Origin of the sequence: Pseudomonas sp. WS 5071 (genome assembly GCF_012985765.1) — a bacterium.
Taxonomy (GTDB): Bacteria; Pseudomonadota; Gammaproteobacteria; order Pseudomonadales; family Pseudomonadaceae; genus Aquipseudomonas; species Aquipseudomonas lundensis_A.
The window spans coordinates 90,111-104,960 of sequence record NZ_JAAQWY010000014.1; the positions used below are offsets into that span (position 1 = coordinate 90,111).

The 14,850-nt window shown below is 61.2% G+C and carries 12 protein-coding genes; 9 read left to right on the forward strand and 3 right to left on the reverse strand.

What is annotated here, in order from left to right:
• Nucleotides 1-14: 14 nt before the first annotated feature.
• The 7 genes from HBN61_RS10915 to HBN61_RS10945 all read left to right on the forward strand — a co-directional run bounded on the left by HBN61_RS10915 (nucleotide 15) and on the right by HBN61_RS10945 (nucleotide 6,492).
• Nucleotides 15-263: a DUF2934 domain-containing protein gene (locus HBN61_RS10915; RefSeq protein ID WP_094993338.1), complete on the forward strand. Its 249-nt coding sequence runs from the start codon at nucleotides 15-17 to the stop codon at nucleotides 261-263.
• A 121-nt stretch (nucleotides 264-384) separates the two neighbouring features.
• Nucleotides 385-2,550 carry a glycogen debranching protein GlgX gene (gene glgX, locus HBN61_RS10920; RefSeq protein WP_094993337.1) on the forward strand — a complete coding sequence of 722 codons (2,166 nt, stop codon included), beginning with the start codon at nucleotides 385-387 and terminating at the stop codon, nucleotides 2,548-2,550.
• A 2-nt stretch (nucleotides 2,551-2,552) separates the two neighbouring features.
• Entirely contained in the window at nucleotides 2,553-3,554 is a 1,002-nt protein-coding gene (locus tag HBN61_RS10925) for an acyl-CoA dehydrogenase family protein (RefSeq protein ID WP_170046761.1), read from the forward strand.
• Nucleotides 3,551-4,315 (forward strand): PIG-L deacetylase family protein, encoded by a 765-nt coding sequence (locus tag HBN61_RS10930; protein WP_169965674.1) that lies wholly within the window; start codon nucleotides 3,551-3,553, stop codon nucleotides 4,313-4,315. The genes HBN61_RS10925 and HBN61_RS10930 overlap by 4 nt, the downstream gene beginning before the upstream one ends.
• Before the next feature lie 3 nt (nucleotides 4,316-4,318).
• Entirely contained in the window at nucleotides 4,319-4,918 is a 600-nt protein-coding gene (locus HBN61_RS10935; protein ID WP_170046762.1) for an SAM-dependent methyltransferase, read from the forward strand.
• Nucleotides 4,915-5,616, forward strand: a complete 702-nt coding sequence (locus HBN61_RS10940; protein ID WP_094993333.1) for a glycosyltransferase family 2 protein — start codon at nucleotides 4,915-4,917, stop codon at nucleotides 5,614-5,616. Before HBN61_RS10935 ends, HBN61_RS10940 begins: the two co-directional genes overlap by 4 nt.
• 75 nt (nucleotides 5,617-5,691) lie before the next feature.
• Nucleotides 5,692-6,492 carry an endonuclease/exonuclease/phosphatase family protein gene (locus tag HBN61_RS10945; RefSeq protein ID WP_170046763.1) on the forward strand — a complete coding sequence of 267 codons (801 nt, stop codon included), beginning with the start codon at nucleotides 5,692-5,694 and terminating at the stop codon, nucleotides 6,490-6,492.
• A gap of 32 nt (nucleotides 6,493-6,524) precedes the next feature.
• Here HBN61_RS10945 and glgB read toward each other — a convergent pair whose 3' ends face one another.
• The 3 genes from glgB to HBN61_RS10960 are packed head-to-tail and all read right to left on the reverse strand — an operon-like array spanning nucleotide 6,525 to nucleotide 14,147.
• Nucleotides 6,525-8,750, reverse strand: coding sequence for a 1,4-alpha-glucan branching protein GlgB (gene glgB / locus HBN61_RS10950; protein ID WP_170046764.1), 2,226 nt, complete (start codon nucleotides 8,748-8,750; stop codon nucleotides 6,525-6,527).
• Nucleotides 8,747-12,094 carry a maltose alpha-D-glucosyltransferase gene (gene treS / locus HBN61_RS10955; RefSeq protein ID WP_170046765.1) on the reverse strand — a complete coding sequence of 1,116 codons (3,348 nt, stop codon included), beginning with the start codon at nucleotides 12,092-12,094 and terminating at the stop codon, nucleotides 8,747-8,749. Before treS ends, glgB begins: the two co-directional genes overlap by 4 nt.
• Before the next feature lie 58 nt (nucleotides 12,095-12,152).
• Entirely contained in the window at nucleotides 12,153-14,147 is a 1,995-nt protein-coding gene (locus tag HBN61_RS10960) for an alpha-1,4-glucan--maltose-1-phosphate maltosyltransferase (protein ID WP_170046766.1), read from the reverse strand.
• Nucleotides 14,148-14,374: 227 nt separating this feature from the next.
• On the opposite strand from HBN61_RS10960, the gene HBN61_RS10965 reads away from it, so the two are divergent.
• Together HBN61_RS10965 and HBN61_RS10970 are read left to right on the forward strand one after the other, a co-directional pair.
• Nucleotides 14,375-14,545: a hypothetical protein gene (locus HBN61_RS10965; protein WP_170046767.1), complete on the forward strand. Its 171-nt coding sequence runs from the start codon at nucleotides 14,375-14,377 to the stop codon at nucleotides 14,543-14,545.
• 24 nt (nucleotides 14,546-14,569) lie between these two features.
• A complete protein-coding gene (locus tag HBN61_RS10970) occupies nucleotides 14,570-14,809 on the forward strand; it encodes a DUF3203 family protein (protein ID WP_094993328.1) in 240 nt (79 codons plus the stop codon).
• Nucleotides 14,810-14,850 lie beyond the last annotated feature (41 nt).

Below are 14,850 nucleotides of genomic sequence, written 5' to 3' on the forward strand. Positions count from 1 at the left end.
CCAGGAGCTTTGCGATGAATAACGACGACAAACGCATTCGTGAATTTGCCTACCAGATCTGGGAATCCGAAGGCAAACCTGATGGCCAGGATGCCCGGCACTGGGAAATGGCCCACAAGCTGGCCCAGGCCGAAGCACTGGCGCCCCAAAAAGCCGCCGCGAGTAAAGCCAAACCCAAGGCAGCCGCAGCTGCAAGCGGTAAACCGGCTAGCAAAGAGCCCGCGGCGAAAAAACCCCGGGCACCCCGCAAACCCGCTTCTTGACACCCGTGTGCGTCACGCCCTGACGCACCGCACCGTAAACCGTTTTTAACAGGACAGTAATGCCTGACGGCCGCGCTTTGCCTGCCGTTTGTGAAGGCCTTCGATACAGCCAGGAGTCACCATGACCAAGCGCAAGTCAGCCCCACCCGTTACACCGGACGTTGAACCCTCGCGCCTGAGGGAGGGCCTGCCCTTCCCGCTCGGCGCCACTTGGGACGGGCTAGGTGTTAACTTCGCGATTTTTTCGGCCAACGCCACCAAAGTTGAGCTGTGCCTGTTTGATGAAACAGGTGACGTGGAGCTCGAACGCATCGAATTGCCCGAGTACACCGACGAGACGTACCACGGCTATTTGCCCGACGCGCACCCGGGGCAGATTTATGGCTATCGGGTGTACGGCCCGTATGACCCGCAAAACGGCCACCGTTTTAACCACAACAAATTGCTCATCGACCCGTACGCCAAACAATTGGTCGGTGAACTGAAGTGGTCCGAAGCCCTGTTCGGTTACACCATCGGCCACCCGGACGGCGATTTGAGCTTCGATGAACGCGACAGCGCCCCGTTCGTGCCCAAATGCAAGGTCATCGACCCTGCCCATACGTGGGGCCACGATCACCGCCTGATCGTGCCGTGGGACAAAACCATCTTTTATGAAACCCACGTACGCGGCATCAGCATGCGCCACCCCGACGTGCCGGAGGCCGTGCGCGGCACGTTTGCCGGGCTGATGGTGGACGAGGTCATCGAGCACATTCGCAAACTCGGGGTGACCAGTGTCGAGCTGCTGCCGGTGCATGCGTTCGTCAACGACCAGCACCTGCTGCAAAAAGGCATGACCAACTACTGGGGCTACAACAGCATTGCGTTCTTCGCCCCGGACCCGCGCTACCTGGCCAGCGGCAAGATCGCGGAGTTCAAGGAAATGGTCGCCCACCTGCACGAAGCCGGGCTGGAAGTGATTCTGGACGTGGTCTACAACCACACCGCCGAAGGCAATGAGCAAGGCCCGACGCTGTCCATGCGTGGCATCGACAACGCCTCCTACTACCGCCTGATGCCTGACGACAAGCGCTACTACATCAACGATTCAGGCACCGGCAACACGCTGGACCTGAGCCACCCCTGCGTGCTGCAAATGGTCACCGACTCGCTGCGCTATTGGGCCCACGAGATGCATGTCGACGGCTTCCGTTTCGACTTGGCCACCATTCTGGGCCGTTACCACGAAGGGTTTAACGAGCGCCACAGCTTCCTCGTGGCCTGCCGTCAGGACCCTCTGCTGCGCCAAGTGAAAATGATTGCCGAACCCTGGGACTGCGGCCCCGGCGGCTATCAGGTGGGGGGCTTCCCGCCGGGCTGGGCCGAGTGGAACGACCGGTTTCGCGACACCGTACGCGCTTTCTGGAAAGGCGATGACGGGCAACTGGCCGACTTTGCGGCGCGCATGACCGGCTCGGGCGAGCTGTACAACCAGCGCGGGCGGCGGCCTTATTCCTCAGTCAATTTCATTACCGCCCACGATGGCTTCACGTTGCACGACCTGGTGTCCTACAACGACAAGCACAATGAAGCCAACGACGAGAACAATCAGGACGGCAGCAACAACAACCTGTCGTGGAACCACGGCGTCGAAGGCCCGACCGACGACCCTCAAATCAATGCCCTGCGCTTGCGCCAGATGCGCAACTTCTTTGCCACCCTGCTGCTGGCTCAAGGCACGCCGATGATCGTCGCCGGGGATGAATTCGCCCGCACCCAGCACGGCAATAACAACGCCTACTGCCAGGACAGCGAAATCGGCTGGATCAACTGGGACCTGGACGAGGATGGCAAATCGCTGCTCAAGTTCGTCAAGCGCCTGATCAAACTGCGCAACAACTACCCGATCCTTCGGCGCGGGCGCTTCCTGGTGGGGCATTACAACGAGGAGCTGGGGGTCAAGGACGTGACCTGGCTGGCGCCTGATGGCAGCGAAATGTCCATCGAACAGTGGGAAGACCCGCAAAGCCGCAGTTTCGGCATGCTGCTTGACGGCCGGGCGCAGGTCTCCGGCGTGCAGCGTTCGGGCGCCGATGCCACCTTGCTGATTGCCTTCAACGCGCAGCATGACGGTGTGGACTTCATCCTGCCGCAAGTGCCCGAAGGCACTGGCTGGATCTGCAAGTTCGACACCTTCGATCCGGACTTCAAAAGCCCGCACACCTTGGCGTTTGGCAGCACCTACGGGGTGAATGGCCGCTCGGTGGCGCTGTTCGAACTGGAGCATCACAAGGACGCGGGCTAACCATGACTCTGCATGATTTTCTTGAAGACTGCGCATCGCCGGTGAACACGCCGCAGGCGCTGGGCCAGTGCTTGCAGCGCATGGTCGAAGCCGGGCTGGATCAATTGCCGTTGCCCGGCAGCGGGATGACCCTGCAACGCTGGCAACAATTGGCACTGGTGGCCGGGCATGACTTGGGGCTGTGCAAGGTGTACGAAGGCCACACCGATGCGCTGGCCACGATGCGCGAGCTGGGCGCCAAACCGGTCCCGCCGGGCAGTACTTGGGGCCTGTGGGCCGCCGAGCCGCCCAACGCCCGGGTTCTCCTGCGCGTTGTTGACGGCCGCTCGCTCATTAGCGGGCGCAAAGCCTGGTGTTCGGGTGCGGGCGTGGTCAGCCACGGGTTGCTCACGGCTTGGGATGAACAAGGCGGCCAGCAACTGGTGGCGGTCGACATGCAGCAGCCAGGGGTCAGCGTATCCCGTGAAGGCTGGGAAGCGGTGGGCATGGCCGCAACGGCCAGCGTCGACATTCTGTTTGAGCACGTACCGTGCACCCGCGTGGGCCAACCCGGCGACTATTTGCGTCGCCCCGGTTTTTGGCAAGGCGCGATTGGCATTGCCGCGTGCTGGTATGGCGCTGCGTACCGGCTGGCCGAGTTCCTGCGACAGCAATGCGCAAAGCGCGCCGAACCCCATGCACTGGCGCATTTGGGGGCGGCGCAGGCTGCGCTGTTCGGGGCCCGCAATACCCTGATCGTCTGCGCAGGGCTGCTGGATGAAGCGCCCACTGCCGACCGTCAGGCACTGGCCCGACAAACCCGGGCCCAGATCGAAGAGTGCGCCGAACAGGTGCTTCGCCACGTAGGCCGCGCACTGGGCGCTGGGCCTTTTTGCAAAGACCCGCACTTTGCCCGCCTGAGCGCCGACCTGCCGGTTTATTTGCGCCAAAGTCATGCTGAGCGCGACCTCGAAGCCTTGGGCGAATGGGCCGCGCAAACACCCGGGAGGCACTGGCCCCTATGAAAGAAAACCTGATTGTGGGCAGCGGCACCCCGCTGCAACACTGGCGCGACTCTCAACGGCTGGCAAACTTGCCGGCCGTGGACGTCACTGAGCTGCTGCCAGAAGGCTCACGTGCGGTCATCGTCGCCCCCCATCCGGACGACGAAGTCCTGGGTACCGGCGGCTTGCTGCAACTGATCAATACCCTTAATCGCCCGCTGTTGTTGATCTCTGTCACTGACGGCACCGCCAGCCACCCCGGCTCCAGCTTATGGCCAGCGTGCGATTTGGCGTATCAACGCGCCCTCGAATCTGAAGAGGCCCTGAGCCGACTCGGCCTGCCGGTGCCTGAGTTGCACTGGGTCAGGGGCGGTTTCCTCGACAGCCAGGTGGCTGCCGATGAAGCGCTACTCACGGCCTTCATCGAACAGCACCTCAAGCCCGGCGACGTGGTGTTCAGTACTTGGTGCCGCGATGGTCACTGCGATCACGACGCCGTCGGCCGCGCCAGCGTCAAGGCGGCTGCGAACGTGGGCGCCCGCGTGCACGAACTGCCGATCTGGACGTGGCACTGGGCCCACGATGACGACCCGCGCGTGCCGTGGGCGCGCGCCCGGCGCATCGACCTCAGCGCCCAGGCGGTGGCACGCAAACGCTATGCAGCCAAGGCCTTCACCAGCCAGATCCATAACGACCCAAGCACGGGTGCCGAACCGGTGCTCAGCGAACACGCGCTGGAACGGTTGCTACAACCCTATGAAGTTGTTTTTGTACAGGGATGAATCATGAGTGTCTCGACTGCTTTTTTTGATCAGCTCTACGCCCACAACAACGATCCGTGGGCCTTTCGCGAACGCTGGTACGAACAGCGCAAACGGGCCATTACCCTGGCCAGCCTGCCGCGCCAGCATTACCCGGCGATTTTTGAAGTGGGCTGCGCCAATGGCGAATTAAGCGCCGGGCTCGCCCAGCGAACCGATTGGCTACTGGCCTGTGACACCTCAGCCAAGGCCGTGCAACTGGCACGCCAGCGGCTGAGCGACTGCACCAACGTGGAGGTGCGGCAAAACCGCGTGCCGGAACAATGGCCCGAGCGTAGCTTCGACCTGATTGTCATCAGCGAGGTGGCTTATTACCTGGACCCCAAAGCGCTGGAAGAAATGCTCGAACTGGCGCTGCTTAGCCTGGCCCCTGATGGCCAGTTGCTCGCGTGCCACTGGCGACCGGCTATCGAAGGCTGTGCCCTGACCGGCGACGAGGTGCACGCGCGGGTGCACGACACCTTGGGCTGGCCGCGTCTGGTACGGCACCTGGAAGACGATTTCATCCTTGAAGTGTGGGGCCGCGACCCTATTTCTGTAGCCAGCCTGGAGGGATTGCGATGATCGGCGTGCTGATTCCCGCACATAACGAAGAGGCGCTGATTGCCCACTGCCTGCATGCCGTGCTCAGCGCCAGCCGTCATCCGCAGCTTAAGGCAGAGCCGGTGCGCGTGCTGGTGGTGCTCGACAGTTGCGACGACCTGTCAGCCGACATTGCTGCGCAATACGACGTCGACGTGCTGGCGATCAATGCCCGCAACGTGGGCGCTGCCCGTGGCGCCGGGGCGCAATGGTTGCTGGAACGCGGGGCGCGCTGGATCTCGTGCACCGATGCCGACAGCCGCGTGGCCGAGGATTGGCTGGTGGCGCAATTGGCGTTGGGCAAAGACGCCGTGTGCGGCACGGTGACCGTCGACGACTGGGGCAACGGCATTGATGAAGCCGCCCGCTCCCGTTACCAGGCGGCCTACGAAGCACGGGACGGCCACCGGCATATCCACGGTGCCAACCTTGGCTTCAGCGCCAAAGCCTACCGCCGTGCCGGGGGCTTTCAGCCGCTGGCTTGCCACGAAGACGTGCACCTGGTGAAGCAACTGGAGGCCTGCGGCGCGTCTATCGCCTGGAGCCACCGCCCACAGGTCATCACCAGCGCCCGGCTCGACTGCCGCGCCTCTGGTGGCTTTGGTGATTACTTAAGGTCACTGCTTAGCGTGGCCGAACATGACCAACATCAAGGGGGATCACGCCCCGACGCGCTATAAAAAAGGCAGTGCCGATACTGAACGCGCTGTCTCGGCATGCGTCGAACCCACGTGACCCCACGCACAGGAGAGACCATGAGCCTCGATATAGCCGGTAACAACCTTGAGCCCCCTGCCCCGGTCGCCGCGCCCGCCGTGCACCGGATGAAGGTGCTGACTGTCAACACGCACAAGGGGTTCACCGCCTTCAATCGACGTTTCATTCTGCCGGAACTGCGCGAAGCGGTGCGCAGCACCGGGGCCGATCTGGTGTTTTTGCAGGAAGTGCTCGGTGAGCATGAAAAACACGCTTCGCGCTACGACAAGTGGCCGGCCATGTCGCAGTACGAGTTTTTGGCCGACAGCATGTGGAATGATTTTGCCTACGGCCGTAATGCGGTCTACCCGGACGGCCACCACGGCAATGCCGTGTTGTCCAAATACCCGATCAAATCGTGGCGCAACCTCGACGTTTCCATCACCGGCCCCGAGCGGCGCGGGCTGCTGCATTGTGTGCTGGACGTACCCGGTCATGAACAGGTGCATGCGATCTGCGTGCATTTGAGCCTGCTGGAAAGTCATCGCCAGCTACAGATCGTGTTGCTCAACCAATTGCTCAAATCCTTGCCGCCACAAGACCCGGTGATCATCGCCGGGGACTTCAACGACTGGAAACTGCAAGGCAACGCCGCCCTCAGGCAGCGCGATGACCTGCATGAGGCCTTCGAGCGCCATCACGGCAAGCTGGCGAAAACCTACCCGGCGCGCTGGCCATTGCTGAGGCTGGACCGGATCTATTTGCGCAATGCCGGCAGTCGCAACCCGAAAATCCTCGACGGCAAGCCCTGGACCCACCTCTCGGACCATTTGCCCTTAGCCGTCGATGTGCATTTGTAGTCACTGCCCAGGCGCACCCCGGCAGTGGCAGGTCAGTTCGGTTTAAGGATCAAAACCCCCAACGGCGGCAGGTTCAGCGCCAGTGAATGGGTTTGCCCGTGGCTGGGCAGCGGGTCGGTGTCCACGCCTCCGCCGTTGCCGTAATTGGAGCCCTCGTAGGTGTCGGCATCGCTGTTGAGCACCTCCTGCCAAGTGCCCGCAGACGGCACGCCAATCCGGTATCCCTCACGCGGGACGGGGGTAAAGTTGGCGACCACCAGCAGCGGTTGGCCGTCCTTGCTCCAGCGCAACCACGCGAACACGCTGTTGGTGGCGTCATCGCCGATCAGCCATTGAAAGCCTTGGGGCACATCATCCTGATCGTGCAAAGCCGGGTAATCGCGGTACAGGCGGTTCAGGTCGCCCACCAGCGTCTGCACGCCCTTGTGTTCCGGGTATTGGAGCAAGTACCAGTCCAACTGCTGATCGTGGTTCCACTCGCGCCATTGGCCAAACTCACAGCCCATGAACAGCAGCTTTTTGCCTGGATGGGTCCACATGAAGCTCAAGTAGGCCCGCAAGTTGGCAAATTTCTGCCAGCGATCGCCGGGCATTTTGTCGATCAGCGAGTGTTTGCCGTGCACCACTTCGTCGTGGGAAATCGGCAGGATGAAGCGCTCGGTCCATGCATAGACCAGCCCGAAACTCAGTTCGTTATGGTGGTGCGCCCGGTACACCGGGTCTTGCTGAATGTAATGCAGCGAATCATGCATCCAGCCCATGTTCCATTTGTAGGCAAAGCCCAACCCGCCTTCATCGGTGCGCTGGCTGACGCCCGGCCAGGCGGTGGACTCTTCGGCAATCATCAGCGCGCCAGGGGCTTGCAGTGCAACCACATCGTTGAGGTGGCGCAAAAAGTCGATGGCTTCGAGGTTCTCCCGCCCGCCATGCCGGTTCGGAATCCACTCACCGGGTTGGCGCGAGTAATCGCGGTACAACATGGACGCCACCGCATCGACCCGCAGCCCGTCGATGTGGAAATCTTTGAGCCAGTGCAAGGCTGACGCCAGCATGAAACCGTGGACTTCTGTGCGGCCCAGGTTGTAGATCAGGGTATTCCAGTCTTTGTGGAAGCCTTCCAGCGGGTTGGCGTATTCATACAGCGCCGTGCCATCAAACTGGGCCAGACCGTGCTCGTCATTGGGGAAATGCGCAGGCACCCAGTCCAGAATGACGCCGATGTGCGCGACGTGACAGGCGTTAACAAACGCGGCGAAATCATCCGGCGAGCCATAGCGCGCACTCGGGGCGAATTGCGACAGCGGCTGATAGCCCCACGACCCCCCGAACGGGTGCTCCATGATCGGCATCAGTTCGATGTGGGTGAAGCCCATTTCTTTTACATAGGGGATGAGCCGTTGCGCCAGTTCCTGCCACGTGTATTGACGGGCCACTTCGCCCACCTCGTCCACTTCGCACTGCCACGACCCCACGTGCAACTCGTAGATCGACAGCGGCGCATCAGGGCGTTGCACGTGGCCGCGTTCCTGCATCCACTGCTGGTCCTGCCAGTCCACCGCCAGCGGCGAGGCCACTTTGGACGCGGTCAGCGGCGGCAGCTGCGTGGCCAGCGCCATGGGGTCGGCCTTAAGCGGCAAAATCCCGTGTTCACCGAGAATCTCGTACTTGTAGGCTTCACCCGCCTGTAGACGCGGAATGAAGATTTCCCACACCCCGCTCGGGTGGCGCAGGCGCATCGGGTGGCGGCGACCGTCCCAGATATTGAAATCGCCGACCACCGACACGCGTCGGGCATTGGGGGCCCACACGGCAAAGCGCACGCCGGGCACGCCGTCCACGCTCATCACCTGTGCGCCCAGGCAATGGCTGAGGTCTCGGTGATTGCCTTCGGCAAACAGGTACAGGTCCATTTCACCCAGTAGCGGACCAAAGCTATAGGGGTCTTCGCTGGTTTGCTCACCCCCGGCCCACTGGATGCGCAGTGCGTAGGCACGCGGCTCGGCAAAATGGCCGACAAACAACCCCGGTACGTCGGGACACGACAACGGCCCCAGCACATCGCCGGTGTCGCGTGCGATTACGCTGACGCTCAACGCCTGTGGCAGAAACGCCCGAATGTATTGCCCGCCCTGGCCGTCCGCATGGGGGCCCAACACCGAAAAGGGATCGCGGTGCTCGGCGTTAATCAACGCTTCAATGTCTTGCCGAGTGGGCAATAAACCACCACGTCCTTCACCCAGATCCTTGCCAGCACTCATTGTTTCTCTCCGTTCAAAGGCTTGGACATGCCCGGCACCTGACTGAGCAAGGCGCTCAGCCCGCGCAGTGGAACCTGTAACCAGGCAGGTCGGTTGGCCGCTTCATAGATCACTTCATAGGCCGCCTTTTCCAGACTGAAGAGGGTCAGTGCAGCCTGCGGGCCACTCTCCACTTCCCAGCCTGAAGCCAGCGTAGCCGTTGCATGGGAATACGCCTGCGTCAAGGCACCGCGGGCTTCCTCTAGGTAACGCTCCACCACACGTTGACGGGCCACATCGGCCTCGGGCGAATGGTCCGTCTGTTGCACCTGCGCCACCGCCATGGCTGCGGCGTAATCAAAGGAACGCAGCAGCCCGCTGAGGTCTTTGTAAGGGCTGTGGCGGCTGCGTCTCTCTTGCAAGGGCCGCGCCGGTTCTCCTTCGAAGTCGATGAAATAGGCATCGCCCTGTACCACCAGCACCTGCCCCAGGTGGAGGTCGCCATGCACGCGGATCCGTGGGCCGCCGAGGGTGCGGTCGGCCAGCGCCTTGATGTAAGCGCTGATGTCACGCCCGTGCTTGAGCCAGTGTTTGACCTGCGCCTGATCGTCAACCGACAACAGCGACAGGTGCCCGTGGAGTTGCTGCAACGCCGCGTTGACCTGCCGACTGATGACCGTCGACCAATGGCGCACGTCTTTCGCGCTGGTGGTCTGCGGGGTGAAATCCGGGTTGTCGGTCTCGCTGGCCAGCACCTGATGCAGCTCACCCAGGCGGCGGCCCAGCACAGCGGCAAAGTCAGCCAGCTCACCCAGTGCGTTGTAGTGCTGATCGTGTTCGGACATGGCATCTGCCAGTTCGTCGCGAATGGCACGTTCCAGGTTGTTTTGGGTCCAGGTCCAGGCATCGCCCTGATTGCTCAGATAGCCTTGGGCAATCATCAGCAGCGTGCTTTCGCCGTCGCTGCCATGACGCTCCACGGCGCCCAGCAAGGGGGAAATATTGGGGTAGCCCGCGGCCGTCAGGTAAGCGCCCATTTCCAGCTCGGGGTGGATGCCGCTGCTGAGCTGACGAATGAGTTTGAGCACCAGGGTGCCGCCGACCACCACCGAACTGTTGGATTGCTCGGCCGACAGGTAACGAATCTCGCTGTTTTCATCCAGCCCCAGTTCGGCCAGTTGCGCGGTCGGGGTGAAACGAATGGGCCCTGCGCTGCTGTCCAGCGCCGTGCCCGCGTGTAAGTGACCCAGCACAGCGCGCACAAAGGGTTCAAGGCTGAAGGCATCCGTGATAAAGCCCACCTGACGCACCCGTCGCGCCCGGCACAGTACCAATTGCTGAGCCAACGCGCTGACGGGCTGGTCTTCACCCACAACCCCGAGCGGCAGTTGGTAGCGGTACTGCTGGCCGCCTGCGGTGACCAGCACCTCCGTCAGCAACATCGGCGTATCGGCGTGCCCCAAGCGTGTGCCATACAGCCACTCCACCTGTTCGATCGGCGCGCCTTTTTGCCCGAACCAGCGCTGCTTGGGCAGCCAGGCCGGCAAGGTCACGCGCTCCAGTGTGGTGCGTGCGGGTTCGTGCAGCACATCTTCGAGGCTTTTTTTGATCACCAGCGTGACCAGCTCGGGCAAGCTTTGTACGGGCTCGGCGTGCCAGCCCGGCATTTGGCTTTCAGGTGCCAGCAGGAACCAGTAGAAGCCATATGGCGCCAGCGTCAGCATGAACGGCAACTGGCCAACCGGCGGGAAGGCATTGCCGCCCAGCATTTCCACAGGCACCCGCCCACCGTACTCGGACAGGTCCAGCTCCACGGCCTGTGCGCTGCGCGACACGTTGGCCACGCAAAGAATGGTTTCGTTCTTACCTTCGCTGTCGGTGTAGTCGCGAATATAGGCCAGCACCCTGCGGTTGCTCGGTGACAGCATTTTCAGGCTACCGCGGCCGAACGCTTGCTGTTGCTTGCGCACGGCCAACAACCGGCGGGTCCAGTTGAGCAACGAATGCGGGTCACCGGACTGGGCCTCCACGTTGACGGACGGGTAGCCGTAGAGCGGGTCCATGATCGGCGGCAGCACCAGGCTGGCCGGGTTGGCACGTGAAAAACCGCCGTTGCGGTCAATCGACCACTGCATGGGGGTGCGCACGCCGTCACGATCGCCCAGGTAGATGTTGTCACCCATGCCGATTTCGTCGCCGTAATACAACGTGGGCGTACCGGGCATCGACAGCAACAAACTGTTGAGCAGTTCAATGCGCCGACGGTCGCGTTCCATCAAGGGCGCCAGACGCCGACGAATGCCCAGGTTGATGCGCGCGCGGCGGTCCGCAGCGTAGTAATTCCACAGGTAATCACGCTCTTTGTCGGTGACCATTTCCAGGGTCAGCTCATCGTGGTTGCGCAAAAAAATCGCCCACTGGCAATTGGCCGGAATTTCTGGGGTCTGGCGAAGAATGTCGGTGATCGGGAAACGATCTTCCTGTGCCAACGCCATGTACATGCGCGGCATCAGGGGGAAATGAAACGCCATATGGCATTCGTCGCCATTGATGCCGTCGCTGTCACCGAAATACTGTTGGGTGTCTTCCGGCCATTGGTTGGCTTCGGCCAGCAGCATGCGGTCCGGGTAATGGGCGTCAATTTCGGCACGAATCTGTTTCAGTATCTGATGGGTTTCGGGCAGGTTTTCGTTGTTGGTGCCGTCGCGTTCGATCAAGTACGGAATGGCATCCAGGCGCAGGCCGTCGATGCCCATGTCCAGCCAGTAGCGCATCACCGACAACACTTCTTTCATCACCTGCGGATTGTCGAAGTTGAGGTCGGGTTGATGGGAATAGAAACGGTGCCAGTAGTACTGACCAGCAACCGGGTCCCACGTCCAGTTGGAGCTTTCGGTGTCGAGAAAGATGATGCGCGTGCCATCGTACTTCTGATCGGTATCAGACCACACGTAATAATCCCGGGCCTTGGAGCCGGCTTTGGCGTGCCGCGCTTTTTGAAACCAGGGGTGTTGGTCGGACGTGTGGTTGATGACCAGCTCGGTGATGACCCGCAGGCCGCGTTTGTGGGCTTCGGCGATGAAGCGCTTCACATCGGCCAGGGTGCCGTAATCCGGGTGTACGCCGCGATAATCAGCGATGTCGTAGCCATCGTCGCGGCGGGGTGACGGGTAGAACGGCAAAAGCCACAGGGTATTGACCCCCAGCTCCGCGATGTAATCGAGCTTGCTGATCAGGCCCGGAAAATCCCCGATACCGTCATTGTTGGAGTCGAAAAACGATTTCACGTGGACCTGATAAATCACCGCGTCTTTGTACCAGAGCGGGTCGTTGATAAAACTTGCGGTTGCGGCGTTCTTTGCCATGGGTAATACCTGCTGATTCGCACGCGCGAGGCCGCCTGAGCAGCGGCTCAAGGCTCGGTTAAAGAGGTTTGATGCGCCAGATGCCGAAGGGCTGAACCTGAGGGTCGAGGCGGGTCCACTGGGTTTTCCCGTGCCAGGTCCAGCGGTGGCCACTCATCAGGTCTTCACCTGCGGTCGCGGCATCGTCGGGCAAGCCCAGTTCCCACAAGGGCAATTCAAAGTGGGCTTCCTGCACGTGGTGCGGGTCGAGATTGATCGCCACCAGCACAAAGTTGCTGCCATCGGCGCTGCGCTTGCCGAAATACAGAATGTTGTCGTTCCAGGCGTTGTAGAACGTCAGGCCCAAATGCGTGTGCAAGGCCGGGTTTTGGCGGCGGATGCGATTGAGTTGCGCGATCTCGGGCACGATGTTGTCGGGCGCCGTGAAATCCCGTGGTCGAATCTGGTATTTCTCGGAGTCGAGATATTCCTCGCGCCCCGGCAAGGCCGCGGATTCGCACAATTCAAACCCCGAATACATGCCCCACAAACCCGAGCCCATGGTTGCCAGCGCGGCACGGATGAGGAACCCGGCGCGCCCTGACTCTTGTAAAAAGCGTGGGTTGATGTCCGGGGTGTTAACGAAAAAATTCGGGCGAAAGCACTCGCGCAACGGGCTCTGGTTGAGCTCGGTAAAGTACTGGGTCAGTTCGGCCTTGGTGTTGCGCCAGGTGAAATAGGTGTAGCTCTGGGAATAACCCACCTTGCCCAGCCGCGCCATCATCGCCGGGGTGGTAAAGGCTTCAGCCAGAAAAATCACGTCGGGGTAGGTGCTTCTGATGTCGGCAATCAGCCATTGCCAGAATGGCAGCGGCTTGGTGTGCGGGTTGTCCACACGGAACAGCTTGACCCCCTCTTCAACCCAGCCCAGCACGATGTCACGCAATGCCAGCCACAGTGACGGGATCGCATCCGGGGCATAAAAATCGACGTTGACGATGTCCTGGTATTTCTTCGGCGGGTTCTGCGCGTAGCGAATCGTGCCGTCGGGGCGCCAATTAAACCAGCCGGGATGCTGGGTAAGCCACGGATGGTCCTGCGAACACTGGATGGCGAAATCCAGCGCAATCTCCAGCCCGTGTGAAGCGGCGGCCTGCACCAGACGGCGAAAATCCTCACGCGTGCCCAATTGCGGGTGAATCGCATCGTGCCCGCCCTCTTCGCTGCCGATGGCATACGGACTGCCAGGGTCGTCGGGGCCGGCTTGCAGGGCATTGTTCGGCCCCTTGCGATGACGGCGGCCGATGGGGTGGATCGGCGGAAAATACAGCACGTCAAAGCCCATGTCGTGGATCATCGGCAGCCGATCAATCACGTCATTAAACGTTCCGTGCCGGGCGGGATCGTTGGTCATCGAACGCGGGAACAGTTCGTACCAGCTGGCAAACTCGGCCAACGGGCGCTCCACGTCCACCGGGTACTCAGGGCTGAGGCTGACGTAGGCATGGTATTGCGCCTGCGCCATGAGATGGGCGCTGCTTTCATGGAGGAACAGCGCCACTTGTTCGGTTTCAAGCAAGCCGGCGAGTTGAACCAATAAAGCCTGCAACTGCGCCTTAAGCGCATCCTGCGTGCGCTCGATCGCTTGTTGGACCAGCACCCGTCCTTCTTGCAGCTCAAGGCTGACGGGGACCCCGGCCTGATGCTTTTTCTCCAGTTCATGGCAAAAGCTGGCAAAGCGATCAATCCAGGCTTCAATGCAGAACACATAGCGCCCTTGCAATGGCACGCCGAACTGACCCCGCCAGCTATCATTGCCAAGAAATGTCATGGGCGTGGTTGACCACACGTCCTCTTCGGCCCGACGCCAATGCAGCCTCACGGCCAGTTGATCGTGTCCATCGGTAAAGACGTTGGTGGTGACCTCAACCGTCCGCCCTTGGGTCGCCTTGACGGCGAACTGGCCGTTATCCAGCACCGGGGAGGTGCTTTCAATGACGATGCGCGGCAGCAACAACGCATGGGACAGAGGCAATACAGCGGTTGAATCTGAATCCGGGAAATCAGCAGTCATCGAGCATCACTCCTCACGCCCATGGACGCTAACGTGTGTCGTTTTGAAGCACTTTCCGGCATTGGCACCGGGCACTTAGCTTGGGAGGCAGCATCCGGTTTAAAAGTTCAGACTGTTTTGCGACGACCCGCTGGTCGTAATGCGGGAGTTTTTTACCGGGGTACGGGGTCAACCGTCTTGAAGACCTGCCGTTAAGCCGCGGCGCTAGCCAATCGAGAGGCCCACTGATGACGATTCCGATGCCTGCACACACACCGGACCCGAACATTGATGATCCGGTGATCCCACCCACTGATACACCGCCCATCCCCGAGCAGGATCCTTTGCCCGAGGCTCCAGAGCCAATGGGCGATCCACCCACTAAAGTCCCGCCAATTAAAGCGTCAGCCATCCTTTGACCTGCTCATTCAGGAGATTGCCCCATGAGCTTAGTTATTGACCGAACCCATAGCACCTGTGTCTTTACCTTGCCCGCCGGCACGCTGCAGGTAGACCTGCCCAAGGTCGTCATTATTAACAGTGACCCTTCTGGCCTGTCACAGGCGTTGGTGGGGGAAGAGAAAATTGCAGTTACCGAGGAACAAGCGGAGGAGTTGGTCAGCGCTGGCGCGATCGATCAACGAGAGATGCTGCATGCCACCACCGACGGCTCACCCATATAAGCCATGCGCACGGTGAGCGACGTTAAGGCGACGCTCACCGC